The organism is Hymenobacter cyanobacteriorum, assembly GCF_022631375.1.
Taxonomy (GTDB): domain Bacteria; phylum Bacteroidota; class Bacteroidia; order Cytophagales; family Hymenobacteraceae; genus Hymenobacter; species Hymenobacter cyanobacteriorum.
Genome location: NZ_JALBGC010000006.1, coordinates 70,716 through 95,102, shown reverse-complemented (window position 1 = coordinate 95,102; position 24,387 = coordinate 70,716). Strand labels below are relative to the sequence as shown.

Genomic DNA, 24,387 nt, shown 5'->3' with positions numbered 1-24,387 from the left:
GAATGCCTAGACACGTTTTGGGCATTCCTTTTTTGCGGATGAGGGCCTCGGCAACGAGTGTCATTGCGTTACACCTGCTTTAAATTCACCAGAACGCCTGACCGTTATGGTCAGGCGTCGGGAAACAAACAGGCCATTTGCCGGCTGCGAAAAGAGAGCTATTTTTTGGCGGCTTCCGCAGCCGCAGCCGTAGGCGTAACGGCGGCGGTTGCGGTGGTCTTTTTCGCGCAGCAGCTGGCACCGGCTTTCTCGTCTTTCGAGCATTGCATCTTGGTGGCGGCGGTGGCCTTTTTGGCTTTTTTGCCGGGCTGGCCGTCGTTGGCGGCGGCGGTGCCGATGGCGGCAAACAGGGTCAGGGCAAGCAGGACGTTTTTCATGGGTTCGTTCTTTAAAATGGTTATAAAATGGGGGTTGGAGTTGATTAGCAGCAGCTGCTGCCGCAGGCGCCTTTGCCTTGCTCCTGGATGGGCGGGCAGGGCACCGAGCCGTAGGAACAGTACACGCAGCAGTCGCCGGCCAGGGGCTTGAGCACGGTGTGGCAGCTGGTGCATTCGTAGAACCACTGGCAGGCGTCGGTGGGCATCTGCTCGGCCTGCGCGTGCTGGCAGACGGGGCAGGTGAGCACGGAAGTCAGGGTAACGGGTTGGGTCGGGGTCATAAGAAAATTGGGATTAGAGCATGTACACGATGTCGGAGGCGCTGGTAGGGTAGGCAAACAGCAGCTTTTGAAGTTCGCGCGCCGGCAACTGGGTGTGCATGGCGACGGCGAAAATGTTGATGACTTCCTCGGCGTGGGGGCCGAGCAGGTGCGCGCCGAGGACAAGGTCGGTTTCCTCCTCAATGAGCACCTTGTAAGCAGAAACTGGTTCGCGCAGGCGGCGAGCCGTGAACCACTCGGTGGTCACCTCGTGCTTGACCTTGAACTGCTTGCCCTGGGCTGTGGCCTCGGCTTCGGTGAGGCCCACGGCGGCCAGCGGCGGGTGGGCAAACACGGTGGTGGGCACCACGCCGTAGTCGACGGGCGTGTGGTTGCCTTTGAGCAAGTTGCTGGCAGCCACGAAGGCGGCTTTGGCCGCCACGGGCGTCAGGGGCAAGCCGGAGTCGGCGGCGTCGCCGATGGCGTAGACCTCGGGGCGCGACGTGCTTTGCAGGTACTCGTTGACGGCAATGCCTTTGGGGCCGTAGGCTACGCCCGCCTTTTCCAGGGCCAGTGCCTGCAGGGCCGGTTCGCGACCGGCGGCGTGCACGGCTTGGGCCGTGGTGAGGGTCAGGGGCTGGCCGGCCGACTCGGCGCGGAGCTGCAGCCGGCCGTCGGGCAGCCGCTCGATGCCGAGCACGGCCGTGTTCAACAGGATTTCAATGCCGGCTTCCCGCGAGGCAGTCACCAGATGCTCCACCACGTCGGCGTCGAACTGTTCCAGGGGACGGGCACCGCGGTGCACGATGCGGGCCTTGACGCCGCAGCGGGCCACCAGGTGGGCGAACTCAAAGGCGATGTAGCCGCCGCCGATAAACGTCATGTCGGCGGGCAGCTCCGGCAGGTCGAGGAAAGCGGTGCTGTCGAGCAGGAATTCTTCGCCGGGAATGTGGAGGGGACGGGGCTGCGCGCCGGTGGCCAGAATGAACTGCTGGGCCCGAAGCTGCTGGTCGCCGATTTGAACGGTGTGGGCGTCGATGAACTGCGCCGTGCCGTGGTAAGTGGCCACGCCGGCCTTTTGCAGGCTGGCTTCGCGGCCGGCGGGCACTTTGTCGGTAAAGCTATGCTTGAAGCGCATGAGCGCGGGCCAGTCGATGGTGGCGGGCGCGGCAATGCCGTGGCCCACCAGCTGGCGGGAATGGGCCACCGTTTCGGCCGCGCCAATCAGCACCTTTTTGGGGTCGCAGCCGCGCAGGGCGCAGGTGCCGCCGTAGGGCCGGAAGTCCACAATGGCGACGCGGCGGCCGGCCTTGGCGCACTTCTGGGCCGCGGTGGTGCCGCCTTCACCAGTGCCGATGACCAGCACGTCCACTTCGAGGGGCGCGGCCATCAGCGGGTGGGGTTCAGGACGTGGTAGCCGGTGCCGTTGATGGCACTTTCGACCTGGGCGGCCTGGGCTTGGGCGGCGTTGTAACGCACCTGGGCGGTGGCCTTATCGTAGGACACGGACACGGTTTGCACGCCGGGCACTTGCTGCACGGCACTTTCGACGTGGTGGGCGCAGGCCTCGCAGGTCATGCCGCCGATGCGGTAGGTACGGGTTTGCCAGATGGGGGCTGCTCCGTTGGCGTTGGCCACGGGGGCGCTGGGCTTGGCCGTTGGGTAGAGCTTGGCACCGTAGTAGGGAAAGGCCAATAGCAGGGCGGCAAGGACGGTGACGGAAGCCAGGAAGCCGGTGGACTGCATCACGGAGCGTTTCTCGGGCACGGCGCAGCAGTCGGCCGCTACGGGCGCAGGGCGCAGCTGGCGGTACCAGGCGAAGCCGAGCACGGCCACGGTCAGGGGCACCAGGTAGAGGCGGTAGGGTTCGAGCCAGGAAAAGGAACTGGCCACGCCGCCGAGACCACCGACCACGGCCAGCAGCGGCGTGATGCAGCAAAGCGAAGCGGCCAGCGCGGCCAGCAGGCCGGCGCCAAACAAGGATTTAGACGGCTGAGCGGGGGCGTTGTTCATTGGGCGGGTTCAGTGGTGATGAGGCGGGCCAGCAGCGGCTGCAGCACGGGCAAGTGCTCGGCGTTGAGGGAGTAGAACACAGTTTGGCCCACTTTGCGGGCGGTGACCACGCCGCCGTCTTTGAGCTTGCGCAGGTGCTGCGACACGGCCGAAATGTTCATTTTGAGCACGTCGGCTAGGTCGCACACGCACAACTGCTCGTCGGCGAGCAAAAAGAGCATCTGGAGGCGCACTTCGTTGCCTGCCAGGGCCAGGACACTGGCCAGCGAGCTAAGCGCGGGGGCAGCTTGGGCCAGTCGCGCTTGGCACTGTTGAATGTGGTCGGTGTCGGCAAAGACCCGGACGCAGGAGGTTGGATTCATGGAGATAAAAGGACTACTGTCGCATTTAAGCAAATGCTAAAGTACGGGAGAAAGTTCTTTGTCTATTGATAAAATTTCCCTTGAGTGGGAGATATGCCGGAAAGACAACACCCGAAATAAAACCTGTGGCCGTCTTGACCGACACCCCCGGTCGCTTCGTTATTGCCCGAAACCAATTGCCCATGCTCCCCAAAGACCTTACCCGCGACCTGAAAAGCCGCTTGAACATGTTGGCTGGCCAGCTGCAGGGCATCGGCAAGATGCTGGATGCGGAAACCATCGAGCCCGACCAGGTGCTGGTCCAGTTCAAGGCCGTGACCAACGGGCTGAGCAGCGCCGAGCACCTGCTGCTGGACGAGGTGTTTCGCAAGGGCCTGGCCTTGCAACTCGTGGACGTGGTGGGAGCCTGCCCCGGCGACTGCCAGGACGCCGGGCGCATCGAGGAGCTGCGCCAGCAGTTTCCGAACCTGAGCGAAAGCGAACTAACGCAGAAAATGCAGGAGCTGCGCGAGATTGGCGGGCGGCTGGAGCAGCACAATGCGGGCCTGGGGAAAAAAGATGAAAATAAGTATTGACCGACACCCGGGGGGTGAGCGGAGCTTTGTCTCATTGTATTCGCTAGCCCATTTCCCATGAAACGCATCATCGAAGTATTTACCGCCGGCTGCCCCTTGTGCAACCCCGTGGTGGAACTGGTCAAAAGCACGGCCTGCAGCAGCTGCGACGTCATCACTCACAACCTGACCGAAACTGAAGCCGGCAACCCGGCCCTGCGCCGGGCCCGCTTGTTGGGCGTGCAGACCCTGCCGGCGGTGGCGGTGAACGGGTCCTTGCTGGCGTGCTGCCAAACCGGGGGCATCACCAAAGAAGCCCTCGAAGCGGCTGGCATTGGCCAAGCGGCCTAGCTTACCACCCATTGCAGGGCACGGCCTGCATTTGTCCATTGGCTCGGCTGCCGTATCCGGCCGGTTTTCTCAAAACCCTGGTTGTATGAAACAGAAAGTGTTGATGCTCACTTCCGCAGTCCTGCTGGCTGGCAGTACCTTATTCGGCTTTACCAGCCCCACGAAAACGGCAGATTGCTCCCTAAAAGGCACCCCGGAATGCCCGCTGGTGAAGAACTGCCCCGACAAGGGAACGGCAGCCTGCACGTTGGCCGGCGTGCCGGCTTGCTGCGCCAAGAAATAAGCCGCTCATTTTGCAAGAAGTCGGTTCTTGCCAACAGGGACCGGCTTTTTTGGTGAATGCGTTGGCGGAGGGCTGCGCGCGTTCAGGCAATGAGGTAGCAGGAAAAAAGGGTGGCATTGGTTCGAATCAGGCTTTCCAGCTCCGCATCCGTGTGCCGGTGCCCATGAGAATAGGTGTCGGCCATCTCCGGGGGAACGTGCACAATATTCACGGCGTACCGGCCCTCCCGGTTGTGGGCATAGGCTGGTACGGGGGGCGGCACCGCAAAGCACTCGTTCTCGCGCATAATGTCCACCCGCACGACTTCCACCGCCATCAGGGCGGTAACCGCATTCAACAACTTCCGGCCGGTCGGCGTGAATCGGACCGGGTCCCCGCAGCCGTTGAGGACTTGCTCGATGTGCCGGATGACCTGCAGGTAGCTCATGGGGATATACATTAGGCGCCAATGCCGGCCGCGGAGCGATAAGCAGCTGGTGGGCACTACCGCTGCGCGCTGCTGAAAGGCGACCGAAACTTAACGCGCCAGACTTCGGGGCGCAAGCGTTTGGGCAACGTCAAGGGCCACCTGACCGGCGGCGAGCACGGGCGCGTCACGCAGCGCGGGGTTTTGGAAGTAGGGCCGGAGCTCTATTCGCAGCAAGTGCTGGCCCTGCGCCAGGGCCCTGACGCCGCCGTGGGCCAGAAACTGGTCCCACAGCAGCGGCCCCCATTCCCTGACCGGCTCACCGGGATTAATGAAGGCCTGGTGCAGCACCGTTTCGTCGTTCCGGATGGCTAAAGGCACGGTACCGGGGGGCAGAATGGTGAGGTACACCAGCTGACCGTCCACGTAGAAAGAGAACTGATACGTTCCGCTTCGCGCCAACTCATTTAGCGGCACATGGGGGGCCAGGCGGTGCAGGGCACTGGTGAGCGAAGTGCCCTGAAAAGCCGTTAGGAACAGTTTGCTGCGCGGGCTTACGACGTAGGTGTTCAGGCCAATGAAATCGGCTTCCGCCTCGCCGCCAGTGGCTATCGCCGCTGCGCTAAACCGAATTTCCCCGGTATGGGCGGGTTGAAAAGCCACCCGCGAACCCTGGTTAGCAACCAGTAGGGACTGCTGGGCCAGGAGGGGGTCGGGCAGCAGTAGTGCGAGCAAGACGAACAGGGGTATTTTCATGGGCCGACGAAGGTAGGCAAGGCCGAAATTCAATAAAACAATCTATGTCGTAAACTTACGTCATTTAATGTCGTATATTTGCGACATACTTCCAGCTTTGCTCCTAACGCCGATGTCTTCCAACGCGGATAATCTGAATCACCCCCTGCTGCGCGTGGTGCTCGAACGCGTGCTGCGCACCGAATGCTTGGTGCTGGAAGGCCTCCGGCTTCAGACCCAGGGCGGCTACAACGGCCTGCCGGGCGGCAGCGGCGAGGAGCGCCTGCAGGCCGCCGAGCAGCGGGCCTACCAGCGCGCCGAAACGCTGCTCACCCAATTGCTGGCCGCCACGGCCGCCGCGCCATTGTCCCCCTCCACCGCATCTCCTGCTTCCGCCTCATGACCTACGCTAAAACCGCCGCCTTCACCGAAGAGCAACAGTACTTATCCCGCGTGGCCAAAGCCCTGGCCCACCCGGCGCGGGTGGCCATCATCCAGTTTCTGGCCAGTAAGCAAACCTGCATCTCCGGCGACATCGCCGCCGAGCTGCCCTTGTCCCGCACCACCGTGTCGCAGCACCTGCAGGAGCTGAAGGCGCTGGATTTGATTCGCGGCGAAATCGACGGCCTCACGGTGTGCTACTGCCTCAATACCGAGTTGCTGCACAAGGTGCACCAGCAGTTCACCGCCTTTTTCATCGAGGCTACGGCCGGCGCGGCCTGCGGCCCCGACGAGGCCTGCGCCTGCTAACCCGGCCCGCCATGCTTGCCCTGTTGCTTTTCGACCTGCCCGCCCCGCTCACCGCCGACCACTGGCCGTTGCTTCTCGCCGCGTTTGCCGGCTACGCGGGGCTGCTGGCCCTGCTGCTCAGCAAGCGGTTCCCGCTGCTGCTGCTGGGCCACGTGCTGGCCTGCCTCGCGGGAGTGGCGGGAGCCCGGCTCCTGTTCGTCAGCGCCCTGGGGGGCGGGGCCAATGCCCTCGGGCTGGCGCTGTGCCTGGCCCCCGCGCTGCTGGGCATTTACCGCCTCTTCGTGCGGGAACGTGCCCAAACCCTGGAATTCTTTGGCTATTAAGCCCCTTTTCTTCTCCTTTTCATCCACCTGTTTACGCCTAGAAACCATGAAAATCTCTGAAATCAAGAAGTCCCTGGCTGAAGTGGAAGCCATCAATTTCCGCCTGCCCACGGGCGAGTACCTGCCCGCGCACTTCCACGTCACGGAAGTGGGCCTGGTGAGCAAGCACTTCATCGACTGCGGCGGCGTGGAGCGCAAGGAAACCGTGGCCAACTTCCAGCTCTGGGAGGCCGGCGACTACGACCACCGCTTAGCGCCCCAGAAATTCCTGCACATCCTCAAGCTGTCGGAAAAGATTCTGGGGAGCGAGGATTTGGATATTGAGGTGGAATACCAACAGGACACCATCGGCAAGTTTGGCCTGACGCAAGAAGGGGAGGACTTCGTGCTGACGCCGAAGCAGACGGCCTGCCTGGCGCAGGATGCCTGCGGGATTCCGAGCCACCAGCTGGTGGGGCTGCCGCAGCTGCAAGCAGCCTCGTGCTGCACGCCGGGCGGCGGGTGCTGCTAAGGTGACCAACGGTGCGGCTCCCGGGGGCGCGCCGTTTGGCTTTTCTAACTTCCTCTTCTTTCTCGTTCTGATGACAATTGCCTTTTTCTCGGACGTGCACGGCAATTCGCCGGCGCTGGAAGCGGTGCTGGCCGACATGGACCAGCGCCGGCCGGACATGATTTTCTGTTTGGGCGACCTGGTGGGCTACGCGCCCTGGCCCAACGAAGTGGTGAACGAGGTGCGGCGGCGGGGCATCCCGACGCTGGCCGGCAACTACGACCAGGGCATCGGGCTGGCCAGCGAGAACTGCGGCTGCGCCTACAAGACGGACGTGGAAAAAGGGCTGGGCGCGCAGTCCATTGCCTACACCAACCAGGTGGTGGGGCCCGAGGAGCGGCGCTACCTGCGTTTGCTGCCGAAACATATACGGTTGGAGTTTCAGGAAGAGCCCTGCACGCTGAACCTGCTGATGGTGCACGGCTCGCCCCGCAAAATCAACGAGTACCTGTTCGAGGACCGGCCGGAGGCCAGCTTTCTGCGGGTGCTGGCGGAAGCCAACGCGGATATTATGCTGTTTGGGCACACCCACAAGCCGTATCATCGCACGTTTGCCTACGAGCACGAGGGCGAAACCCGCTACCGGCACGCGCTGAACATTGGCTCGGTGGGCAAGCCCAAGGACGGTGACCCGCGGGCCGCCTACCAGCTGCTGCACCTGGACGAGAACACGAAGCTGACGGACCCCGCCAGCGTGCGCTCGGAACTGGTGCGGGTGGAATACGACGTGGAGAAGGCGGCGCAGGCCGTGGAGGCCTCGCCGCTGCCGAATGAGTACGCCGACATGCTGCGCAAGGCCTACTAGCGGCCGCCTAGCGTCTGCTTTTCGCTTATGAAATACTTTGCCTTACTGGTGCTGGTGCTGGCTGGCGCGGCTTTGACGACGCAATCGGCAGTCAACAGCCAATTGCGTGGGGGGCTGCACAGCGTGATGTGGGCCGTGCTGGCCTCTTACCTGGTGGGCACCCTGGCGGCGGCTTTGGTGCTGGCCAGTACCCGGGCGCCGCTGCCGACGCTGGCCGCTGTGCAGGGGGTGAAGTGGTACCAGTGGACGGGCGGGGCCTTGGGCATGGTGTACATCGCGGCCATCACCTTCTCCCTGCAACGGGTGGGCGCGGCTTCACTCTTCGCTTTGGTCGTGACCGGGCAATTGCTTACGGCTTTGCTCTTTGACCAATTGGGGCTGCTGGGCCTCGTGCGCAGCCCCCTTACCCTGTCCCGATTCGCCGGCGCCCTGTTCCTGGTTGCCGGTGCGTACCTGCTCAACCGCAAATAATTACCCTCTTTCTGCTGAACCCATGAAGCTGCAACCCATGACCGCCGCGCACTGGCCGGCGGTGAAGGCCATTTACGAAGCGGGTATGGCCACCGGTAATGCCACATTTGAAACGCAGGCCCCGGAATGGGAGGCCTGGGACCGAACACACTTAACACACAGCCGCTTGGTGGCTATGGATGACGCCGGCACGGTGCTCGGCTGGGCGGCCCTCTCGCCGGTGTCGAGCCGCTGCGTGTACGGCGGCGTGGCCGAAATCAGCGTGTACATCGCGGCCGAAGCGCGGGGCCAGGGCGTGGGCCGGCAGCTGCTGCAGGCGTTGATTGCGGATTCGGAAGCCCACGGTATCTGGACGCTGCAGGCCGGCACGTTTGAAGAAAACAAAGCCAGCATTGGGCTGCACACGCAGGCGGGGTTCCGGGTGATGGGGCACCGGGAGCGGATTGGCCAGCACCACGGCGTGTGGCGCAACACGGTGCAGATGGAGCGGCGCAGCCCGACCGTCGGCGTCGCTTAACTGAACTCCTTTCTTATGACAACTCTGAATCAAGCGGTACCCGCCGCACCGGCTCCGGCCGCGCTGGCGGAAAAGAAACTCTCGGGCCTGGACCGCGGCCTGACCTTGTGGATATTCCTGGCCATGGCGCTGGGCGTGGGCCTGGGCTATCTGGTACCGGGCATCAACGGGGCCATCAACTACTTCTCGGTGGGCACGGTGAACGTGCCGCTGGCCATAGGGCTGATTCTGATGATGTACCCGCCGCTGGCCAAGGTGAAGTACGAGCAGCTGCCGACGGTGTTTAAGAACACGCGCATCATCGGGCTCTCGCTGTTTCTGAACTGGATAGTAGGACCGCTGCTGATGTTCTTCCTGGCCATCTGGCTGCTGCCCGACAAGCCGGAATACATGATGGGGCTGATTCTCATTGGCATTGCCCGCTGCATTGCCATGGTGCTGGTGTGGAACGACCTGGCCGCCGGCTCGCGCGAGTACGCGGCCGGGCTGGTGGCGCTCAATTCCATTTTCCAGGTGCTGTTTTACTCGGTGCTGGCCTGGCTGTTTATCACGGTGCTGCCGCCGTATTTCGGGCTGAAAGGCTACGCGGTGAACATCGGCATCTGGGACATTGCGCAAAGCGTGCTGGTGTACCTGGGCATTCCATTCGCGGCCGGGTTTCTCTCGCGCCTGGTGCTGCGCCGGCTGAAAGGCAACGAGTGGTACGAGCAGGTGTTTATTCCGGCCATCAGCCCGATTACGCTGGTGGCGCTGCTGCTGACCATTGTCGTGATGTTCAGCCTCAAGGGCGAAACCATTGTGCACGTGCCGCTGGATGTGCTGCGCATTGCGCTGCCGCTGGCCTTGTACTTCGGCATCATGTTCGTGCTCAGCTTCGCGGCGGGCAAGTACCTGGGAGCGGATTACGCGGAGAATGTCAGCATTGCCTTCACGGCCACTGGCAACAACTTCGAGCTGGCCATTGCGGTGGCCATCGGGGTGTTCGGGTTGAACTCGGGGCAGGCCTTTGCCGGCGTGATTGGGCCGCTGATTGAGGTGCCGGCGCTGATTGCGCTGGTCAACCTGGCGTTCTGGTTTCGACGGCGCTGGTACGGTGGGCGGGCGGCGTAACCCCCTAACGGGCAAAGAACAAGTATCGGTGTCGTACGACGCGCAGGCCCCACACCGGCTTGCAGGTGGCTTGCAGGAACAGCCGCAACACCAGTTCACCCCGGGCGTTGATGGATAGGAGGCGGAGCCGGCGGCGGCGAAGTTTCCAGTACATCTTGAACATGGCGGGGGCATTGTAACCAGTTAGAACAACCGGTATGGCTTTCCGCCTGATTTTAGAGGCCGGCCAGAATAGGCGCAGGGCTGCTTGCTGCTCGAAGATTAGCAGTCACACCTGCATTTGCACTGTGCTAGCAGGTTCGTCCTACCCTCGTAGAACGGTTACTGTTTACAACCCAAACCGGCTTTGGGTACGGCGCCGCTTTTTTGTTTTACGTTTCAGTGCGTGGGGTGCAAGCTCTACCAGCACGTTGCCGAAGAGCTGCCGCACCTGGGCCCCCTAGGCTGGCGCAAGGCCGTAGCACTCGCGGAGGTCATCGTCGGCACAATCAACCAGTCTGGCGGTTTTCAATTCTTTGAGGTGCTGCGAAACGTTGCTATGGGAAAGCAGCAGCCCAGCAGCCAACTCGCCTACAGTGCAGCAGATGCAGGCGCACATCCCTTCCGCCTTCGAGTTGTTGGAGGCGCCTATTTGCTTACACTACCCACGCGCAGGCAACCCACCTTCGGCAGGGGGTAGCAGGCCTGTTTTTCGCTCGTGGTGCCAAGTAGCCGTTGTCTTCCAGTCATCGGGAAAACTCATGTGCCTGGCATTGATGTTGTATTCATCAATTAGCGCTTCTACTTTGCTGGTAAAAGAGTTACCGGGATTGAATGACAGCAATATCCGGTTAATAAGCGAAATCGCTCCGTAGGTGGTCATGCTGTTTTCTTCCGTCAGGGTATCGTTGAACCGATACTCCTTTTTCCGGGAGAAGAAGGGCCGGTCGGGCGTCATCACCTTATTCCACAGCCGCGAATGGTGGGCACAGATATTCCGTACGTTCGCCAACCAAATCGCCCACGACTCAAACAAAGTGATAATTAGGCCAAACTCTTTGGATACCCGCTTCTTTTCCTCCGTGGTGGCCAGCGCCTTGTACAGCCGGGCTAGTTTCCCCAACGAGAGGACTTCCAACGCCATTGGCGAGGGCAGGCGGGTTTCGCCTGGGTGATTGGTTTTGAATGCCTTGACGAAGTGTTCTTTCTCCTCCTTGAATTTGTCGTTGATATCCGCGTTTATAGATATAAACACTGCATTATCCGAAAACAAGGCCTGGTCATTGTACCAGTAGAAGCCATACTCCAAACTGTAGATATTGGTCAGTTTGGCGCGTAAGGCGACCTCTATGCGCTCCATGTACTCCGCCACCACGGCCCGCAGCTTTTTATCAAACTTGTAGGTATCGACGATAGTATCAAACGTGACGTTCGGCAAAAACCGATGCGACTTATCCCTTTTTTGCAGGTGATACATGTACCCGCTCAGCCGATAATAGCCGATAGTTTCCAAGTACCGTTCGGCCCGCTGCTCGTCCGCGATGGCCAGCCCTCTTGCCTTTAGCAAATTGATATGGTCAGCACTTGATACCGGTTTTTTTGTATAATCCATTCGCTGGGTTTACTTTTTGGTGGCTGCCTAATCCGTAAAAGATTGCCGATTGACTTGGCGGTGTGGCCGGCCATTCACTTTCCCTTTTTCCTTAAACAAACAAATCCACTAGCTAGGCTAGTGGATTTGAGGATGTTAAAACAAGAAAGCCCCGTTGAGGCGCGTGCTAGCAGAGGCGTGTAGGGGGATTAATGGGTCAAAGATACGAAATAATCCGTTGCCAAGCAACTTTCTTAGGCAAAGAGCCGGTGGAGCGCCGGTGGAGAAGAGGCCCTTTCCTTGTAACGAGCCGCCATCGGGAGCTTTATGCGCTGGGGACAAAGCCAGAAAACACGTGGCATCCGCACTAATTATGCATCCGCACTAATTATGCAGGAAACACCGGTCAATCGTGTACAACTAGGTCAGCCGCCAAGAGTACATACGTGGGTACCAACACCAACTTAACTTTCCCACCCATGCACGCTCAAAACCAATCCCTTCTCGATGCACTTAACGCCTGCATCGCCTCGTGCGAACATTGCGCCACTGCCTGCCTCGGCGAGCAGGACGTAAAAATGATGGCCCGCTGCATCAGCATCGACCGCGACTGCGCCGACATCTGCGCCATCACGGCTCGCTTCGTGGCCCGCGGCTCGGAGCACGCCCAGCACGTCATGCGCGAGTGCGCTGAAATCTGCGGCATCTGCGCCACCGAGTGCGAGAAGCACGGCGCCCACATGCAGCATTGCAAGGAGTGCGCCGAGGCCTGCCGCCGCTGCGAGCAGGCCTGCCGCCAGGGCATGAGCATGGCTGCTTAAAGAATCCCGGATAGTAAAAGCCAGCCCGCACGTTGCAGGCTGGCTTTTTTGGCGTTTAAGGGTCGGTAAATTATGTAAGCCCACAGCGCAATTCTGTATCCGTACCGACGCACGGGCCGCTACTTTTGGACGTTACCTATTTGAAACCGACTCGCTCGGCTTACCCTAACTCACACTCTCATGAAAACCCTTCAGTTTAAAACCAATATCAATTGCGGCGGCTGCATCAAGGCCGTAACGCCCACCCTCAACCAGGAAGCAGGGGCCGGCAACTGGCAGGTGGATACCGCCAACCCCAACAAGATTCTCACCGTCAGCTCCGACACGCTCTCGGCCGAACAAGTAGTGCAGGCCGTTGAAAACGCCGGCTTTAAGATTCAGGCCGCCTGAGCGCCCGCGCTTCCTCTCGTTGAAAACGCCCGGCCCTGCCGGGCGTTTTTGGTTTCGGGCCAGTTCCAAGCGCACGGCCCGCCCCGCAGCTGCTTGGTTCAAGCCGCGCGCAGAGCCGGTGGTGCTTACCCGGACTGCACCAGATTCCAGCCTTTCTGGTAATTCAATAAGCTAACAGGTCTAATCGTGCAAATATGTGCTCATACAGTGCACATTAGCTGATTAAAGTCATTGCGCGGGGCCGCTAATGTCATGTCAGCGGGGGAAGGGAATGGTGAATTTTGCACCAGACTCTTTCCCTTCCGCCTCCCCCGTCCGGTTCAAGCACCGGCGGGGAGATGCAAGGGGCTGGAGCTTATCAATCAACCCCTTCTTTTTCAACCATGAACAAGCTCCCCATCCTTCTTGCCCTGCTGCTTATCACCGCAATTGGCAGCGCCGCGCAGGCCCAAACCGCGCCCAAACACCAGCATGCCGCCGGGGCCAAAGCCGGGCAGGATTACATGACGATGCAGAACGGCAAAATGATGATGTCGCACGGCGGCAAGATGATGCCCATGACCAAAAACATGACCATGGCCGATGGCACCGTGTGCATGACCGACGGCACCTGTAAAGCCAAGGACGGCACCATCACCAAAATGAAAGAAGGGGACCACTGCATGATGATGAACGGCAAAATGATGGTTCATCCCGGCTCCGGCAAGCGCCCTATGAAGGGCGACAAAATGGGCGACATGAAAATGTAAGCCGGCGCACGGCCTGCATTACCTATCCGCATGAAAACCTTTCTAATAGCCCTTTGGGGCATTTTCGCCCTGGCTTCCGCAGCGCGGGGCCAGTCCCCGCCGCTCGGCAGCGGACTGTACCGCTCGGCCGCAGACTTTCGCCAGCACCGGCTGGCGCTGGCGGTGGACTGCAAAACCGCGACCCACAAGCTGCGCCTGCACGAATTCAGCGGTAAGCCCACCATGACGGTCATTCACGGCGGCAAACCCTATCAGGTGGCCAAGGACAGCCTGTTTGGGTTCCGCGACTGCGACGGCCGCGACTACCGGTTTGCTTCCAACAACCAGCACTACCCCATCCTGAATCCGGGCGAGGAGCTGCTCATTTACAAGGTGGAGCAGCCCACCGTGGGCAAGAATCCCGGTTACGTGCACCTGTATTTCAGCCCCACGGCCGCGGCCCCCATCCAGCCCCTGACGCTGCTGGCCGTCAAAAAAGCATTCCCGAGCAACCACCGGTTCCACGACCTGCTGGACGCGCAGTTTCAAGGCGGCGACCTGGCTGCCTACGATGCCTTGCACCGCATGACCAAGCTCAACTGGCTGCTCCGCCAGAGCCAGCCGGCGACGGTCTCGCATTAAGTTAAGAGCGCCTTCGCTACCGACATGAAGTTCGCTCCTTACTACCCCAAAGCCTTGGCGCTCGGGGGCCTCAGCCTGCTCGGGATGGGAGGCTACTTCCTTTTCCTGCGGCCGCCCTTGCTGCCCGAGGATGCCCGCTACCTGGGCACTTCCCTGCCCGCGCTGCAAGCGGCCGTGCCGGGGCTGAGGCGCTGGCTCCAGAAGGTGTTCTGGGTAATGGGCGGCTACATGGCCGCAACCGGTATGCTGACGCTCCACGTCGCTTTTTACTCCTTTCGGGCTCTCCGGCTGGGGGCTTTTCCGGTGGTGGCGCTGGCGGGGCTCAGCTCGATTGGCTGGATGGCGACGGTGAATTTTCTACTCGACTCCGACTACAAGTGGCTGCTGGCGGGCCTCACGCTGCCGTGGGTGGCCGCCCTGCTGCTGTACCGAATCGAGAAGTAAACCCCCGATTCGCTTATCTACGCTAAACAAGCCAGTACATTCCATCAACGCCATGAAAACAAACCAGATATACCTCATCATCGCTGCCGGGGCGGCCGCTTTTCTCGGTAGCTGCGAGACCCAAAATCGCTCCGACGGTGACACCACCAACACCGTGGTCCAGAATGAGGCCCAATTGGACCATTCGAGCGAGGGCATGGACATGATGCACCGGGGCATCGAGCTGGTGAAATCCGGCAAGGAGCTGGTGGACCGGGGCCAGGCGGCTGAGAACCGCGCCATGATGGGCCGGGGCATGCGCGTAGTAGACCAGGGCCTGGCCGTCATGAACGTCGCCAAAAACCTGCTGGCGAAAGAACGTCGCGCCGAAGCCGGAGAGCAGCACATGGCCGACAACATGGGCATGATGCACCAGGGCATGGGCATGATGAGCCAGGGCAAGGACCTGGCTGGCAAAGGCATGGGCCCGATGGGGCCAGATTCAGTGGCCGAGCCGGGCATGATGGACGGCGACATGATGGCTAAAGGCATGGCGATGATGGACAAAGGCATGGCCATGGCCGACAAAGGCGCCGCCATGATGAAGGACGACCAAATGAAAAAGGATGCCACGAGTAAGGACTCCATGGCTCAGGACCCGCCCATGATGGACGACGACAAGCCCATGACGGATAAGCCGATGAAGGACAAGAAGATGCCCATGGAGGATGACATGTAAGGTTGGCTCATCGGAGTCTCTGCCTTCCCTTACCAGGCCTACCCTTTCAGCCCTAGCCCCCGGACGATGAAGTATTTCCACGCTGCCATTTCCGTGCTGCTGCCGGCCACGCTGCTGCTCACGCCAGCGCCAGCGGTCCGGGCGCAAACGGACCACGCCAGCCACCATCCCGACACGGCGGCGGGTACTGGTGCGCCGGCCGTGGCCCCGGCGGGCGCCGCCAGCGCGCCCAGTGGCGGTGGCATGGCGGGCATGGGCAGCGGCGCGGCCGGTGCGAAGCCCGGCGGCATGGGGGGCATGGGCGGCGGCATGGGCGAGATGATGAAGGAGATGACCAAGACGCCCGAAATGCCGCTGTATCCCACCATGATGCAGGACCCGGACCCCGGGCAGCGCAGCAAAGCCCGGCAGTTGGCCAACGAGCGCATGCGCGAGGGCAGCGCCCTGTTAAATACCGGCCTGCAACGTTTCGCGGAAGCATCCAACGGCCGGCGCCAGGACCTGGGTGCCATGCAGGACGCCACCGAGCAAATCCGGCGCGGACAGGACTTGCTGGAAAGTGGGCTGGCCGCGCAGCGCGCGCTGGCCGAAAACGAGGACCCGCGCGCGGCAGCGCTACAGTGGTTCAACGGCGAGATGAACCTCACGCCCCGCTTCGCCAGCGAGCAGCCGCACGGGTTTTTCGGACTGAACTGGTTTCACTACGTCGTGATGCTGACCCTGGCCGCCTTCGTGGCCGCGATGATATGGATGTACTTCCACAAGATGCAGCGGGCCAACGCCCTGGTGGCCAAGCTCACAGGAGCACCTGCCGGAAGCACCCCGGCGCCAGGAGTCGTCCCCCCCGGCGCTCCGGCACCCGGCGCGGCCGTAAGCGGTGTAAAACCCGCCAGCACGTCCCCGCCGGCCGCTGCGGCCGCCAAGCCCGTTTCTGCGCCTGCCGCGGCCCCGGCTGCTGCCAGGCCCGGGGCGCCCTCCAAGCCCAACGCGTGGACGGGAACACTGCTCGTATCCGAAATCTTCGAGGAGACGCCCGGGGTCAAAACGTTTCGCCTGATTGACGTGGCGGGCGGAAAAATCCCGTTTGTGCAGCTGCCGGGCCAGTTTGTTACCCTCACGGTGCGGCCGGACGGCGAGCCCGTCACCCGCTCGTATACCATTGCCTCGTCGCCCACGCAGCCCGATTACTGCGAAATCACGGTCAAGCGCGAAGACCTGGGCGTGGTGTCCGGGTACCTGCACCGGCTGGTGCACGTGGGCGAGCTGCTGCAAATCATGGGGCCGGCCGGTCGGTTCACCTTCACCGAACCCGACGGCGACAGCGTCGTGCTCATCGCGGGTGGGGTGGGGGTCACGCCGTTCATGAGCATTATCCGCTACCTGACCGACCGTTCCTGGAAAGGCGACATCTACCTGTTCTTCACCTGCCGCGACCAGGGCAGCATCATTTTCCGCGAAGAGCTGGAATACCTGCAGCACCGCTATCCCAACCTGCACGTCTTCATTATCTTGACGCGGGCAGAAGGAGAGCTGAAGGAACCCTATCTGGGCGGCCACATCACCAAAGAGCTGCTCAACCAGCGCGTGCCGGAAATAGCATCCCGGCGCATCCACATCTGCGGCCCGCCGAAAATGATTGACGCGGTAGCTCAGATGCTCAACGAGCTGGACGTCCCCAAAGGCAACGTCAAAACCGAACTCTTCGCCAGCCCCCCTGCGGAGCCCCTGGGGGCAACAGGCGGCGGCGAGCCGCCGATTACCCCGCCGGCCCCGGAACCAGCGGGCCCGCCGCCCGCGCCCCCACCCGAAGCCTTGGTGCCAGCCGCCGGGCAAGAGCCGGCGCCACCGACCGCCGCCGCTGACGCGCCCGCCGCGACGGCGGCGGTTGTTACGTTCGCCAAATCCAACAAAACCGCCATCCTGACGCCCGATAAGTCGGTGCTCGAAGCCTCGGAGGACGTCGGCGTCAACATCGACTATTCGTGCCGCGTGGGAACCTGCGGCGTGTGCAAAACGCAGCTGCTGTCCGGCAGCGTCACGCAGGCGGTGCAGGATGCGCTGAGTGAAGAGGAGAAGGGGCAAAACATCATCCTGGCCTGCCAGGCCAAGGCAACGGAAGCCATTGCGGTGGACGCCTAAAACGCTATGAAAAACGAACGCGCCCTGATGATTGCCTTGCTTGTCCTGCAGCTGGTGCTGTGGCTGGGCTTTCTGTTTCATCGGGCGCCCCGCTTTGCTGGTAGCCTCACGGGCGGCGTGCTCGGCCTGTCCGCGGCACTGCTGCTGCTGGTGCCGCCGCTGCTCTATTCCGCCGTCAAGCGCATCGAGGTGGTTAAGCAGCTCGTCACCAAGCGCGTGTCGCTGGGCACGCTGCTCACCTGGCACGTGTACACGGGCATCCTCGGCGCCATACTGGCCATTCTGCACACCGGGCACCGCTTCGAAAGCACCCTCGGCATCTGGCTGGTGGCGCTGATGATGCTCACGGTGTTCAGCGGCTTCGTGGGCCGCTATTTTCTCGGGTATTCGTCCATGGAGCTGCGCGAAAAGCAGGACCTGCTCACCCGCCTCGCCACCGAATACAACCACCTGGTGGGAGCCCTGGCCCGGCGGCCCAACGCCGAGGTAGCCTACGCCGCCGCGCACGAGCTGGCCGCGCACGCCTTCAACAGCTTCGTGGGCACCGCCCCGGCGCAGGCCGACGTGGCCGGGCCGCTGTCCGTGCGGGCCCTGCGCCTGGCCGAGTCCATTGCCGACCTGGAATACGCCATTGAGACGCACGAAGTCCTGAAAAAGCGCACCGCGCGCTGGCTCTACGCCCACACTGCTACGTCGGTGGCGTTCTACTTACTGCTCGTTTTTCACATCTGGTCCTCGGTTTATTTTGGCTTGCGATGGTTCAACTAACCCCTAAGAACTGGGCGCAGCTGCTCGGCTTAACGGTCGGGGTGGTGGCGCTGCTGGTGGCCAGCCTCGTGCATTTCGGGATTCGCCCGCCCACGGTAGCTACCTGGCAGCGCCAGGTCAGCCCGGGTCATTTGTCGGCCGCGCACGCCATGCTGGCCAGCAACTGTGCCGCCTGCCACACCCCCGTCATGGGCGTGGACGTGGCCAAGTGCATCAGCTGCCACGGCGGCAACAAAACGCTGCTGGCCCGCCAGCCCACGGCCTTTCACGCCACCATCGGCAACTGCGCCGCCTGCCACGGCGAGCACCAGGGCCGCAACGCGAACCTGCGCACGATGGACCACCCAGCCCTGGCGCGGGTCGGAATAAAATTCGTGTCCGCCGGCAAGGAAACGCCCCAATACCTGCTCGACGAGCAGCTGCCCGCCGACCACCCGTTGCTCACGACCCTCGAAGCCAAGCTCAACTGCTCCAGCTGCCACAACGCCAAGTACGCGCCGCACTTCGGCCTGATGGGCAAAAACTGCGCTTCCTGCCACGGCACGGCCCAGTGGACCATCCCCAAGTTTCAGCACCCCTCGGTGCTATCCATCAGCTGCAACCAGTGCCACAAGCCCCCGCCCAGCCACCTCATGATGCACTTTGCGATGGTGGATAAGGCCGTGGTGGAGCAAGGCCGGGTCGAGGACCAGGTATGCTGCGGCGGCAATGTCCTGGTTGCGCAGTGCTACAAGTGCCACCAGACCACTTCGTGGAACGACATCAAGGGCGTGGGCTTCTACAAGCACCATTAGCAGCTGCCCCGCGGTAACTGTATGCCGAGCTCAGCGAGGCATCCTGGCGTAAGGGTGACCATTAGTCCCAATTTTCAGGGGAATAGTGGGAATTATGTAATGCAGTCAGTTAATAGCAGCAAACATTAGGGGGGCTAGGTGGCGTAAGGGAGCGTAAAGTGCCGGCCCGCGCATTCCGCAGGAATCTTCGGCCGCGAACTGCTTTTCAGGAGTTTAGGGGTGAGCACGGCTCACCTGCTAACCGCCACCTATCTCAGGCATTCTATGTTTTCAGATTTCCCCAACCTGCACCCCTTGGTGGTGCATTTGCCCATTGTCCTGCTCCTGCTCAGCGCTGGCCTGCAGGCGCTGAACGTGTACAAGGACTGGCCCCCGGTAAAGTGGATTACGATGGGCGTCATGGCCGGGGGCTTTCTCGGTGCCCTGGCCGCCAGCACTATTTTTCACGCCATGCCCATGGGCCTGCCCCCCCGGGCGGCGGCCGTGTTTGCGGCCCACGAGCAGTTTGCCAGCTACACGCTCTGGCTTTCGGGCATCACGCTGCTGCTGGCCGGCATCGGTACCTTTTTCAAGATTGAGCGGCGGGCCTATGAAGTACTGGTGCTGGTGTCGGCCGTGGCCACGGCGGGGGTGCTGTCGGTGGCCGGGCACCGGGGCGCGCAGCTGGTGTACGTGGAAGGGGTGGGGCCGCAGGGACGCCTGGTGATGAAAGGCCACCATGACAAGGGGAGCGAAGCGCCGATGCCCGGCATGGAGGTGAAGGAGGAAGGCCACGAGGAAGGGGAAAATGCGGATGACCACTCCGAAAACGAGCCCCCTGCATCCTCTGGCTCACCAACATCCACTGAAAAGCCAGCTGCCACTGACATGCCGGGCATGAACATGGGCCGCGAGTCTTCGCCTAAAAAGAGGAGTAGCCCGCCCGCCCGCGACCCGATGGGCGCCATGGATATGTCCAGCGCTCAGCCAGCCGGCCAAGCTCGACCCGCCTCCCGACCAAACGTAGCGCAGAAAATGCCAGGCATGAAAATGCCCGCCGCGCCGGCTGCCCAACCCATGCCCAAGGGCATGGGTCGCCAAACCAGGCCCACGCCGATGGAAGCCATGCCCGGAATGGCCGACATGCCCGGCATGAGCAAACCGCCGGCCGGCGCAAAAAAGCCTACCAAAGCCAAATTGGGTGGGGTAGGTATGTCGGGCATGGGCAACATGGCGGATATGCCCGGCATGAAGGCTTCCGCCCCCAAACAGCCCAACCAGCCCATGCCGGCAATGGGAAACATGAAAGACATGCCCGGCATGGAAAAAGGCCAGGCCATGCCCGCAGCGGGCACCATGCCGGGCATGAGCATGCCGGCCAATCCAATGGACAAGTTCCGCTTTGAGGACAACAACCCCGCCCGGAACAAACCCAAGACCGACAAACAATAGCGTATTCATGAGATTATTCACCTGCCTACTCTTTTTGCTTGGGTCGCTGCCCCTGGCGGCCCAAATGCCGCAGCACCAGGCCATGCCCAAGGGCAAGGATGCCAACGGCATCGCCACGCCGCCTCCGGACCAGGACCTGCGCGGCCACGTGGTAGCGCCCCGGGCCACCCACGCCGGCCACCGCGTCGATTACGACCTGTACGTGGACGAGCGCCAGGTCAACTACAGCGGCAAAACCCGCCTGGCCATCGCCATCAACGGCCAGATTCCGGCCCCCACGCTGCGTTTCACCGAGGGCGACACGGCCATCATCCGGGTGCACAACCAGATGGGCGTGGAAACCAGCATCCACTGGCACGGCATCCTGCTGCCCAACCAGTACGACGGCGTGCCTTATCTCAACACGGCTCCCATCGAGCCGGGCGGCATGCACACCTTCACGTTTCCGCTCATTCAAAGCGGCACCTACTGGTACCACTCCCACACCATGCTGCAAGAGCAGTCCGGGCTCTACGGTTCCATCGTCATTCAGCCCAAGGAAGTGAAGTATGAGCTTAAAGAGTACGTATTGGTACTTTCCGACTGGACCGACTACAAGCCCAAGGAGGTGCTGCGCTACCTCAAGCGGGCCGGCGAGTGGTTTGCCGTGCAGAAAGGGGCCACGCAGAGCTACGGCGAGGCTATTGCCGCCGGCTACTTCAAGGACAAGGTGAAGCAGGAGTGGCAGCGCATGCCGGCCATGGACCTTACCGACATCTACTACAACAAGTTCCTCACCAACGGCCGCGAGAAAAGCTACTACCCCGACGCCAAGCCCGGGGAGGTGGTGCGCCTGCGCGTCATCAACGGCAGCGCCTCCTCGTATTTCCACCTGCAATACGCTGGCGGGCCCATGCAGGTCATCGCCGCCGATGGCATCAACGTGGAGCCCTTCCCGGTGTCCAAGCTCGAAATTGCCACCGCCGAAACCTACGACCTACTGGTGACCGTGCCCGAAATGGGGGCCGCTGAATTCAGGGCCACCGCTAACGACATCACCGGCTACTCGTCCAGCTACTTCGGGGCCGGCGCGCCGATGAAGGCGCCCGACCTGCCGCGCATCAACTACTTCCAGATGATGCGGGAAATGAACAGCATGGGCAACATGACCGGCATGAACATGGGCGGCAACGGCCAGATGGACCCCAAGGGCGGGGGCATGAAGGGCATGGACATGAAAGGGGGCGGTGGGGATATGAAGGGCATGGACATGCAGGGCCAGCAGCCCAAGCAAGCAGCCGACCCCGCCATGAAGGGCATGGACATGAAAAACGGCACCATGCCCGCCAGCACGGCGCCCTCGCCGCAGGACCGGCCGCTGAACGAGCAGGAGAAAGCCGGCAAGAGCATGGGCACCATGCAGGACCAGGGCGGCAGCATGGCCGGCATGGACATGGGCGGCGGCGTGGGCGGCATGAGCATGGGCGGCAGCAGCAGCGACTTCAACTACAACCAGTTGCGGGCCCTGCATCCCACCACGCTCGATTCCACCCGGCAGTGGCGCGAGGTCAAGCTCACGCTCACCGGCAACATGCTGCGCTACCTCTGGTCGTTCGACAACAAAACCCTGTCCGAAGCCGACAAAATCCCCATCCGCCGGGGCGAGAACGTGCGCATGACCTTCACCAACCTGACCATGATGCGCCACCCGCTGCACCTGCACGGGCACTTTTTCCGCATGGTCAACGCCCAGGGGGCCTACTCGCCCATGAAGCACACCTTCGACATTCCGGCCATGGGCACGGTCACCATCGAATTCGAAGCCAACGAGGAGCAGGACTGGTTTTTCCACTGCCACATCCTCTACCACATGATGGCCGGCATGGCCCGCATCGTGAGCTACGACGCCAGCCCGCAGAACGAGTTTGCCCAAGGCAACTACCGCATGCTCAAGCGCGAAGACAACGCCGTGTACCCGTGGTTCGACCTGTCGGTGCATTCGCAGGGTGCTTTCCTGGAAGGCAATCTTTCCAACAACCGCAACGCACTCGAATTTGAAGGCCGCGTGAACTACCTGGGCAACTACGAAACCGAAACCCACCTGCTGCACTACCTCGACAAGCGGCAGCTCTGGGCCGGCTTCGTCGGTTACGACTTCCGCGACAACAAAACCCTGCGCTCCGCCGCCGACACGGAAGGCGGCAACCGCCGCACGACGGAAAACAACCGCAACTTTCGCCGCCAGGCCGAAGTGGGCGTGTACTACCTGCTGCCCATGCTGGTGCGGGCCGAGCTGCGCACGGACCTGACCGGCCAGGCGCGCCTGCGCCTGGAACGCCGCGACCTGCCCCTGAGCAACAACTTATTCATGGACATCAGCGGCAACACGGACCGCGAATTCACCATCGGCTTCCGCTACATGGTCAGCAAGTACGCCTCGCTCAGCACCAACTACGACAACCAGTACGGCTGGGGCGCCGGCCTCACCTTCCACTACTAGGCGGGTGCCGCAGTCGGGGCAGTGTGCTTACACGACTCCCCGAAAGCATTGCATAGTTTATTGGCAGGCAACTTAGTAGGGCTGATTCTTCGATTACGCAGGTAAGCAGGCCGGAAGAAACCTGAGGGAGTGCCGGCACCGGCACTCCCTTTTTCTACGGGAATCTGGCAGCCCTGAAATCAGCCCCATAGCGCGACCCTTCATGCACCCTGAGGAATTTGATTACCTGATACGCCGCGCGGCGCAGGCCGTTAGGCCCTCCTCGGAAGCTGAAATTGAAGTGGGCTGGCAGCAGCTGCTCACCGCCTCGGCCAAGATGAACTCGGGGATGAGCCGGGAGTGGCGCGCGCTTATCTGTGTCGACCTTCCCGGCCCGCATGGCCGGTTATCAGCGGTTGAACGCCCCGACACCAGTTCCCTAACAGGCATGCTCACGCAATAATGCGCATGAAATCAGCCGGGGGGGCACTTCTGGCCCTTACTTACAGGCCTGCACCAGGGCACTGACGCTCAGCGTAGCCGTCGCGTCGGTGGTGTAGTTGTCGTTGTTCACGCACACGAACAGGCGACGCGTGCCCGGTGGCAACGTGATGGGGCGGGTTTCCTGGGGCGTATTCAGCGCCGCCCGCAGGCACACTTTATCCTGGCTGATAGTGCCCTTGGTGTCCATGAATTGCTGGGCAGCGTCCTCGTCGGGCGTGATGTACCAGTGGCATTTGGTGCTGACGGTAGGCGGGGCATTGTTGCCTTGCTTGACCAACGCCGAGGCAGCGGTTCCCAACAAAGCCGGGGCTGCGGCTCCGCCGCTGCCCGCTACGGCGGCTACGGCCAGGGCCGTCGACCATGATACCGGGGGCTGTCCTTCGTCCCGCACATCAAGCTTGTACACAATGCCCACGGTGCCGTCCGGAATATCCACCGTGAACACCTTGCGGCTGGAGTGCATGCAGTTGCTGCAGTGAATGGTGGCATTGCTCAAAGGCAGGGCCTCAACCATCTTGGAACTGCACTTGATTTCGCGGCCGTTTGGCTGCCAGCTGCGAAAATCGGCCTGCTGCACGCCGTTTACATAGGTTCCGCGGAAGCTCACTTGGCCGTTCTCGTGCCAGCCGCAGCACAGCCCGGTGGGCTTGTCGGGCTTTTCCGCGGCCATTTTACCTTCCCACTGCTTTTTCCACGAAGGGTAGAAGTAGTCCCGGACGGTGCCCACCGTTTTGCCGGCCTCGTCGTGGCGGGCCACCCGGGCGTAGCTGACTTCCTCCAGCGTTTCGGTGCGTTCCCAGTCGCGGTCAAAGTATACCGTATCGGCCGGCGGAAGGCTGACGGCCGCCGGCTTGGGCCGCTGGGCCAGCGCGGGCATGGAAACGAGCAGAAATAGGGTATAGAAAGCGTAGCGTTTGGCCATAATAAGTAAACTGGCTGGTAGGAGAGAGGATTTCGCAGGGTAAAGGTAAACCCTTGCGCGCAGCCACCAAATCCTTCATGCGGGCTTCTTCATTTGATAAATAATTCCATATATACAGAATACTTATTTAGACACCTTATAAAAAAACTTCGCCCTTATTTGGAATAATTACAAATAAGGTCAATACCTTT

General features: G+C 61.8%; 34 protein-coding genes. 23 read left to right on the top strand and 11 right to left on the bottom strand.

All coding sequences use genetic code 11. The annotated features are described in order from the left end of the window. Positions 1-158 precede the first annotated feature (158 nt). The 5 genes from MON38_RS20195 to MON38_RS20175 are packed head-to-tail and all read right to left on the bottom strand — an operon-like array spanning position 159 to position 3,012. A complete protein-coding gene (locus MON38_RS20195) occupies positions 159-377 on the bottom strand; it encodes a hypothetical protein (RefSeq protein ID WP_241937963.1) in 219 nt (72 codons plus the stop codon). Between the two features lie 44 nt (positions 378-421). Beyond that, complete coding sequence (locus MON38_RS20190) at positions 422-658, bottom strand: GDCCVxC domain-containing (seleno)protein (RefSeq protein ID WP_241937962.1); 237 nt, start codon at positions 656-658, stop codon at positions 422-424. Between the two features lie 13 nt (positions 659-671). Beyond that, positions 672-2,027, bottom strand: a complete 1,356-nt coding sequence (locus MON38_RS20185) for a dihydrolipoyl dehydrogenase family protein (RefSeq protein ID WP_241937961.1) — start codon at positions 2,025-2,027, stop codon at positions 672-674. After that, the gene (gene merTP, locus MON38_RS20180) at positions 2,027-2,650 is read right to left on the bottom strand and encodes a mercuric transport protein MerTP (protein WP_241937960.1); all 624 of its coding nucleotides are present in this window, start codon (positions 2,648-2,650) and stop codon (positions 2,027-2,029) included. The genes MON38_RS20185 and merTP overlap by 1 nt, the downstream gene beginning before the upstream one ends. After that, positions 2,647-3,012, bottom strand: coding sequence for an ArsR/SmtB family transcription factor (locus tag MON38_RS20175; protein ID WP_241937959.1), 366 nt, complete (start codon positions 3,010-3,012; stop codon positions 2,647-2,649). The genes merTP and MON38_RS20175 overlap by 4 nt, the downstream gene beginning before the upstream one ends. Before the next feature lie 182 nt (positions 3,013-3,194). Here MON38_RS20175 and MON38_RS20170 point away from each other — a divergent pair, with 182 nt between their 5' ends. The 3 genes from MON38_RS20170 to MON38_RS20160 all read left to right on the top strand — a co-directional run bounded on the left by MON38_RS20170 (position 3,195) and on the right by MON38_RS20160 (position 4,200). Next, positions 3,195-3,587 carry a metal-sensing transcriptional repressor gene (locus tag MON38_RS20170; RefSeq protein ID WP_241937958.1) on the top strand — a complete coding sequence of 131 codons (393 nt, stop codon included), beginning with the start codon at positions 3,195-3,197 and terminating at the stop codon, positions 3,585-3,587. A 57-nt stretch (positions 3,588-3,644) separates the two neighbouring features. After that, on the top strand, positions 3,645-3,917 hold the full coding sequence (locus MON38_RS20165; protein WP_241937957.1) for a glutaredoxin: 273 nt from the start codon (positions 3,645-3,647) through the stop codon (positions 3,915-3,917). A gap of 85 nt (positions 3,918-4,002) precedes the next feature. Beyond that, positions 4,003-4,200, top strand: coding sequence for a hypothetical protein (locus MON38_RS20160; RefSeq protein WP_241937956.1), 198 nt, complete (start codon positions 4,003-4,005; stop codon positions 4,198-4,200). An 82-nt stretch (positions 4,201-4,282) separates the two neighbouring features. Here MON38_RS20160 and MON38_RS20155 read toward each other — a convergent pair whose 3' ends face one another. Continuing rightward, the gene (locus tag MON38_RS20155; RefSeq protein ID WP_241937955.1) at positions 4,283-4,627 is read right to left on the bottom strand and encodes a hypothetical protein; all 345 of its coding nucleotides are present in this window, start codon (positions 4,625-4,627) and stop codon (positions 4,283-4,285) included. A gap of 90 nt (positions 4,628-4,717) precedes the next feature. After that, complete coding sequence (locus MON38_RS20150) at positions 4,718-5,362, bottom strand: hypothetical protein (RefSeq protein ID WP_241937954.1); 645 nt, start codon at positions 5,360-5,362, stop codon at positions 4,718-4,720. Between the two features lie 112 nt (positions 5,363-5,474). Here MON38_RS20150 and MON38_RS20145 point away from each other — a divergent pair, with 112 nt between their 5' ends. The 8 genes from MON38_RS20145 (at position 5,475) to arsB (ending at position 9,867) form a co-directional block, all read left to right on the top strand. Further along, positions 5,475-5,744 carry a hypothetical protein gene (locus MON38_RS20145; RefSeq protein WP_241937953.1) on the top strand — a complete coding sequence of 90 codons (270 nt, stop codon included), beginning with the start codon at positions 5,475-5,477 and terminating at the stop codon, positions 5,742-5,744. After that, positions 5,741-6,091: an ArsR/SmtB family transcription factor gene (locus tag MON38_RS20140; protein WP_241937952.1), complete on the top strand. Its 351-nt coding sequence runs from the start codon at positions 5,741-5,743 to the stop codon at positions 6,089-6,091. The genes MON38_RS20145 and MON38_RS20140 overlap by 4 nt, the downstream gene beginning before the upstream one ends. A gap of 11 nt (positions 6,092-6,102) precedes the next feature. Beyond that, positions 6,103-6,414 (top strand): hypothetical protein, encoded by a 312-nt coding sequence (locus MON38_RS20135; RefSeq protein ID WP_241937951.1) that lies wholly within the window; start codon positions 6,103-6,105, stop codon positions 6,412-6,414. Between the two features lie 46 nt (positions 6,415-6,460). Further along, entirely contained in the window at positions 6,461-6,925 is a 465-nt protein-coding gene (locus MON38_RS20130; RefSeq protein WP_241937950.1) for a DUF6428 family protein, read from the top strand. Positions 6,926-6,995: 70 nt separating this feature from the next. Further along, a complete protein-coding gene (locus MON38_RS20125) occupies positions 6,996-7,769 on the top strand; it encodes a metallophosphoesterase family protein (protein ID WP_241937949.1) in 774 nt (257 codons plus the stop codon). Between the two features lie 27 nt (positions 7,770-7,796). After that, a complete protein-coding gene (locus tag MON38_RS20120) occupies positions 7,797-8,240 on the top strand; it encodes a DMT family transporter (RefSeq protein ID WP_241937948.1) in 444 nt (147 codons plus the stop codon). A 22-nt stretch (positions 8,241-8,262) separates the two neighbouring features. Next, the gene (locus MON38_RS20115; protein WP_241937947.1) at positions 8,263-8,757 is read left to right on the top strand and encodes a GNAT family N-acetyltransferase; all 495 of its coding nucleotides are present in this window, start codon (positions 8,263-8,265) and stop codon (positions 8,755-8,757) included. Positions 8,758-8,772: 15 nt separating this feature from the next. Then, complete coding sequence (gene arsB, locus MON38_RS20110) at positions 8,773-9,867, top strand: ACR3 family arsenite efflux transporter (RefSeq protein WP_277881583.1); 1,095 nt, start codon at positions 8,773-8,775, stop codon at positions 9,865-9,867. A gap of 4 nt (positions 9,868-9,871) precedes the next feature. Here arsB and MON38_RS20105 read toward each other — a convergent pair whose 3' ends face one another. From MON38_RS20105 to MON38_RS20095, 3 genes are all read right to left on the bottom strand, one after another. Then, entirely contained in the window at positions 9,872-10,021 is a 150-nt protein-coding gene (locus tag MON38_RS20105) for a hypothetical protein (protein ID WP_241937946.1), read from the bottom strand. A 285-nt stretch (positions 10,022-10,306) separates the two neighbouring features. Next, a complete protein-coding gene (locus tag MON38_RS22770; RefSeq protein ID WP_338423790.1) occupies positions 10,307-10,465 on the bottom strand; it encodes a winged helix-turn-helix domain-containing protein in 159 nt (52 codons plus the stop codon). A gap of 42 nt (positions 10,466-10,507) precedes the next feature. Further along, positions 10,508-11,458 carry an Abi family protein gene (locus MON38_RS20095; protein WP_241937945.1) on the bottom strand — a complete coding sequence of 317 codons (951 nt, stop codon included), beginning with the start codon at positions 11,456-11,458 and terminating at the stop codon, positions 10,508-10,510. A gap of 458 nt (positions 11,459-11,916) precedes the next feature. Here MON38_RS20095 and MON38_RS20090 point away from each other — a divergent pair, with 458 nt between their 5' ends. From MON38_RS20090 to MON38_RS20035, 12 genes are all read left to right on the top strand, one after another. After that, a complete protein-coding gene (locus tag MON38_RS20090) occupies positions 11,917-12,258 on the top strand; it encodes a four-helix bundle copper-binding protein (protein WP_241937944.1) in 342 nt (113 codons plus the stop codon). Positions 12,259-12,438: 180 nt separating this feature from the next. Next, positions 12,439-12,648 carry a heavy-metal-associated domain-containing protein gene (locus tag MON38_RS20085; RefSeq protein ID WP_241937943.1) on the top strand — a complete coding sequence of 70 codons (210 nt, stop codon included), beginning with the start codon at positions 12,439-12,441 and terminating at the stop codon, positions 12,646-12,648. Between the two features lie 383 nt (positions 12,649-13,031). Then, positions 13,032-13,397 (top strand): DUF6799 domain-containing protein, encoded by a 366-nt coding sequence (locus tag MON38_RS20080; protein WP_241937942.1) that lies wholly within the window; start codon positions 13,032-13,034, stop codon positions 13,395-13,397. A gap of 30 nt (positions 13,398-13,427) precedes the next feature. Next, positions 13,428-14,018: a hypothetical protein gene (locus tag MON38_RS20075; RefSeq protein WP_241937941.1), complete on the top strand. Its 591-nt coding sequence runs from the start codon at positions 13,428-13,430 to the stop codon at positions 14,016-14,018. Positions 14,019-14,042: 24 nt separating this feature from the next. Beyond that, on the top strand, positions 14,043-14,462 hold the full coding sequence (locus MON38_RS20070; protein ID WP_241937940.1) for a hypothetical protein: 420 nt from the start codon (positions 14,043-14,045) through the stop codon (positions 14,460-14,462). A gap of 52 nt (positions 14,463-14,514) precedes the next feature. Next, the gene (locus MON38_RS20065; RefSeq protein ID WP_241937939.1) at positions 14,515-15,180 is read left to right on the top strand and encodes a hypothetical protein; all 666 of its coding nucleotides are present in this window, start codon (positions 14,515-14,517) and stop codon (positions 15,178-15,180) included. A 66-nt stretch (positions 15,181-15,246) separates the two neighbouring features. After that, positions 15,247-17,319, top strand: coding sequence for a 2Fe-2S iron-sulfur cluster-binding protein (locus MON38_RS20060; RefSeq protein ID WP_241937938.1), 2,073 nt, complete (start codon positions 15,247-15,249; stop codon positions 17,317-17,319). Positions 17,320-17,325: 6 nt separating this feature from the next. After that, on the top strand, positions 17,326-18,087 hold the full coding sequence (locus MON38_RS20055; RefSeq protein WP_241937937.1) for a hypothetical protein: 762 nt from the start codon (positions 17,326-17,328) through the stop codon (positions 18,085-18,087). Continuing rightward, positions 18,075-18,881: a cytochrome c3 family protein gene (locus MON38_RS20050; protein ID WP_241937936.1), complete on the top strand. Its 807-nt coding sequence runs from the start codon at positions 18,075-18,077 to the stop codon at positions 18,879-18,881. Before MON38_RS20055 ends, MON38_RS20050 begins: the two co-directional genes overlap by 13 nt. Before the next feature lie 264 nt (positions 18,882-19,145). Next, entirely contained in the window at positions 19,146-20,312 is a 1,167-nt protein-coding gene (locus tag MON38_RS20045; protein WP_241937935.1) for a DUF2231 domain-containing protein, read from the top strand. A 7-nt stretch (positions 20,313-20,319) separates the two neighbouring features. After that, positions 20,320-22,791, top strand: coding sequence for a multicopper oxidase domain-containing protein (locus MON38_RS20040; protein WP_241937934.1), 2,472 nt, complete (start codon positions 20,320-20,322; stop codon positions 22,789-22,791). Between the two features lie 202 nt (positions 22,792-22,993). After that, positions 22,994-23,233 carry a hypothetical protein gene (locus MON38_RS20035; protein ID WP_241937933.1) on the top strand — a complete coding sequence of 80 codons (240 nt, stop codon included), beginning with the start codon at positions 22,994-22,996 and terminating at the stop codon, positions 23,231-23,233. A gap of 36 nt (positions 23,234-23,269) precedes the next feature. Here the strand turns inward: MON38_RS20035 and MON38_RS20030 are convergent, their stop codons facing one another. Beyond that, positions 23,270-24,196: a toxin-antitoxin system YwqK family antitoxin gene (locus MON38_RS20030; protein ID WP_241937932.1), complete on the bottom strand. Its 927-nt coding sequence runs from the start codon at positions 24,194-24,196 to the stop codon at positions 23,270-23,272. Positions 24,197-24,387: the final 191 nt, after the last annotated feature.

Coding starts and splice junctions, on each gene's coding strand:
- MON38_RS20195 (WP_241937963.1), bottom strand. CDS start 377: ATGAAAAACGTCCTGCTTGCCCTGACCCTGTTTGCCGCCATCGGCACC.
- MON38_RS20190 (WP_241937962.1), bottom strand. CDS start 658: ATGACCCCGACCCAACCCGTTACCCTGACTTCCGTGCTCACCTGCCCC.
- MON38_RS20185 (WP_241937961.1), bottom strand. CDS start 2,027: ATGGCCGCGCCCCTCGAAGTGGACGTGCTGGTCATCGGCACTGGTGAA.
- merTP (WP_241937960.1), bottom strand. CDS start 2,650: ATGAACAACGCCCCCGCTCAGCCGTCTAAATCCTTGTTTGGCGCCGGC.
- MON38_RS20175 (WP_241937959.1), bottom strand. CDS start 3,012: ATGAATCCAACCTCCTGCGTCCGGGTCTTTGCCGACACCGACCACATT.
- MON38_RS20170 (WP_241937958.1), top strand. CDS start 3,195: ATGCTCCCCAAAGACCTTACCCGCGACCTGAAAAGCCGCTTGAACATG.
- MON38_RS20165 (WP_241937957.1), top strand. CDS start 3,645: ATGAAACGCATCATCGAAGTATTTACCGCCGGCTGCCCCTTGTGCAAC.
- MON38_RS20160 (WP_241937956.1), top strand. CDS start 4,003: ATGAAACAGAAAGTGTTGATGCTCACTTCCGCAGTCCTGCTGGCTGGC.
- MON38_RS20155 (WP_241937955.1), bottom strand. CDS start 4,627: ATGAGCTACCTGCAGGTCATCCGGCACATCGAGCAAGTCCTCAACGGC.
- MON38_RS20150 (WP_241937954.1), bottom strand. CDS start 5,362: ATGAAAATACCCCTGTTCGTCTTGCTCGCACTACTGCTGCCCGACCCC.
- MON38_RS20145 (WP_241937953.1), top strand. CDS start 5,475: ATGTCTTCCAACGCGGATAATCTGAATCACCCCCTGCTGCGCGTGGTG.
- MON38_RS20140 (WP_241937952.1), top strand. CDS start 5,741: ATGACCTACGCTAAAACCGCCGCCTTCACCGAAGAGCAACAGTACTTA.
- MON38_RS20135 (WP_241937951.1), top strand. CDS start 6,103: ATGCTTGCCCTGTTGCTTTTCGACCTGCCCGCCCCGCTCACCGCCGAC.
- MON38_RS20130 (WP_241937950.1), top strand. CDS start 6,461: ATGAAAATCTCTGAAATCAAGAAGTCCCTGGCTGAAGTGGAAGCCATC.
- MON38_RS20125 (WP_241937949.1), top strand. CDS start 6,996: ATGACAATTGCCTTTTTCTCGGACGTGCACGGCAATTCGCCGGCGCTG.
- MON38_RS20120 (WP_241937948.1), top strand. CDS start 7,797: ATGAAATACTTTGCCTTACTGGTGCTGGTGCTGGCTGGCGCGGCTTTG.
- MON38_RS20115 (WP_241937947.1), top strand. CDS start 8,263: ATGAAGCTGCAACCCATGACCGCCGCGCACTGGCCGGCGGTGAAGGCC.
- arsB (WP_277881583.1), top strand. CDS start 8,773: ATGACAACTCTGAATCAAGCGGTACCCGCCGCACCGGCTCCGGCCGCG.
- MON38_RS20105 (WP_241937946.1), bottom strand. CDS start 10,021: ATGTACTGGAAACTTCGCCGCCGCCGGCTCCGCCTCCTATCCATCAAC.
- MON38_RS22770 (WP_338423790.1), bottom strand. CDS start 10,465: ATGTGCGCCTGCATCTGCTGCACTGTAGGCGAGTTGGCTGCTGGGCTG.
- MON38_RS20095 (WP_241937945.1), bottom strand. CDS start 11,458: ATGGATTATACAAAAAAACCGGTATCAAGTGCTGACCATATCAATTTG.
- MON38_RS20090 (WP_241937944.1), top strand. CDS start 11,917: ATGCACGCTCAAAACCAATCCCTTCTCGATGCACTTAACGCCTGCATC.
- MON38_RS20085 (WP_241937943.1), top strand. CDS start 12,439: ATGAAAACCCTTCAGTTTAAAACCAATATCAATTGCGGCGGCTGCATC.
- MON38_RS20080 (WP_241937942.1), top strand. CDS start 13,032: ATGAACAAGCTCCCCATCCTTCTTGCCCTGCTGCTTATCACCGCAATT.
- MON38_RS20075 (WP_241937941.1), top strand. CDS start 13,428: ATGAAAACCTTTCTAATAGCCCTTTGGGGCATTTTCGCCCTGGCTTCC.
- MON38_RS20070 (WP_241937940.1), top strand. CDS start 14,043: ATGAAGTTCGCTCCTTACTACCCCAAAGCCTTGGCGCTCGGGGGCCTC.
- MON38_RS20065 (WP_241937939.1), top strand. CDS start 14,515: ATGAAAACAAACCAGATATACCTCATCATCGCTGCCGGGGCGGCCGCT.
- MON38_RS20060 (WP_241937938.1), top strand. CDS start 15,247: ATGAAGTATTTCCACGCTGCCATTTCCGTGCTGCTGCCGGCCACGCTG.
- MON38_RS20055 (WP_241937937.1), top strand. CDS start 17,326: ATGAAAAACGAACGCGCCCTGATGATTGCCTTGCTTGTCCTGCAGCTG.
- MON38_RS20050 (WP_241937936.1), top strand. CDS start 18,075: ATGGTTCAACTAACCCCTAAGAACTGGGCGCAGCTGCTCGGCTTAACG.
- MON38_RS20045 (WP_241937935.1), top strand. CDS start 19,146: ATGTTTTCAGATTTCCCCAACCTGCACCCCTTGGTGGTGCATTTGCCC.
- MON38_RS20040 (WP_241937934.1), top strand. CDS start 20,320: ATGAGATTATTCACCTGCCTACTCTTTTTGCTTGGGTCGCTGCCCCTG.
- MON38_RS20035 (WP_241937933.1), top strand. CDS start 22,994: ATGCACCCTGAGGAATTTGATTACCTGATACGCCGCGCGGCGCAGGCC.
- MON38_RS20030 (WP_241937932.1), bottom strand. CDS start 24,196: ATGGCCAAACGCTACGCTTTCTATACCCTATTTCTGCTCGTTTCCATG.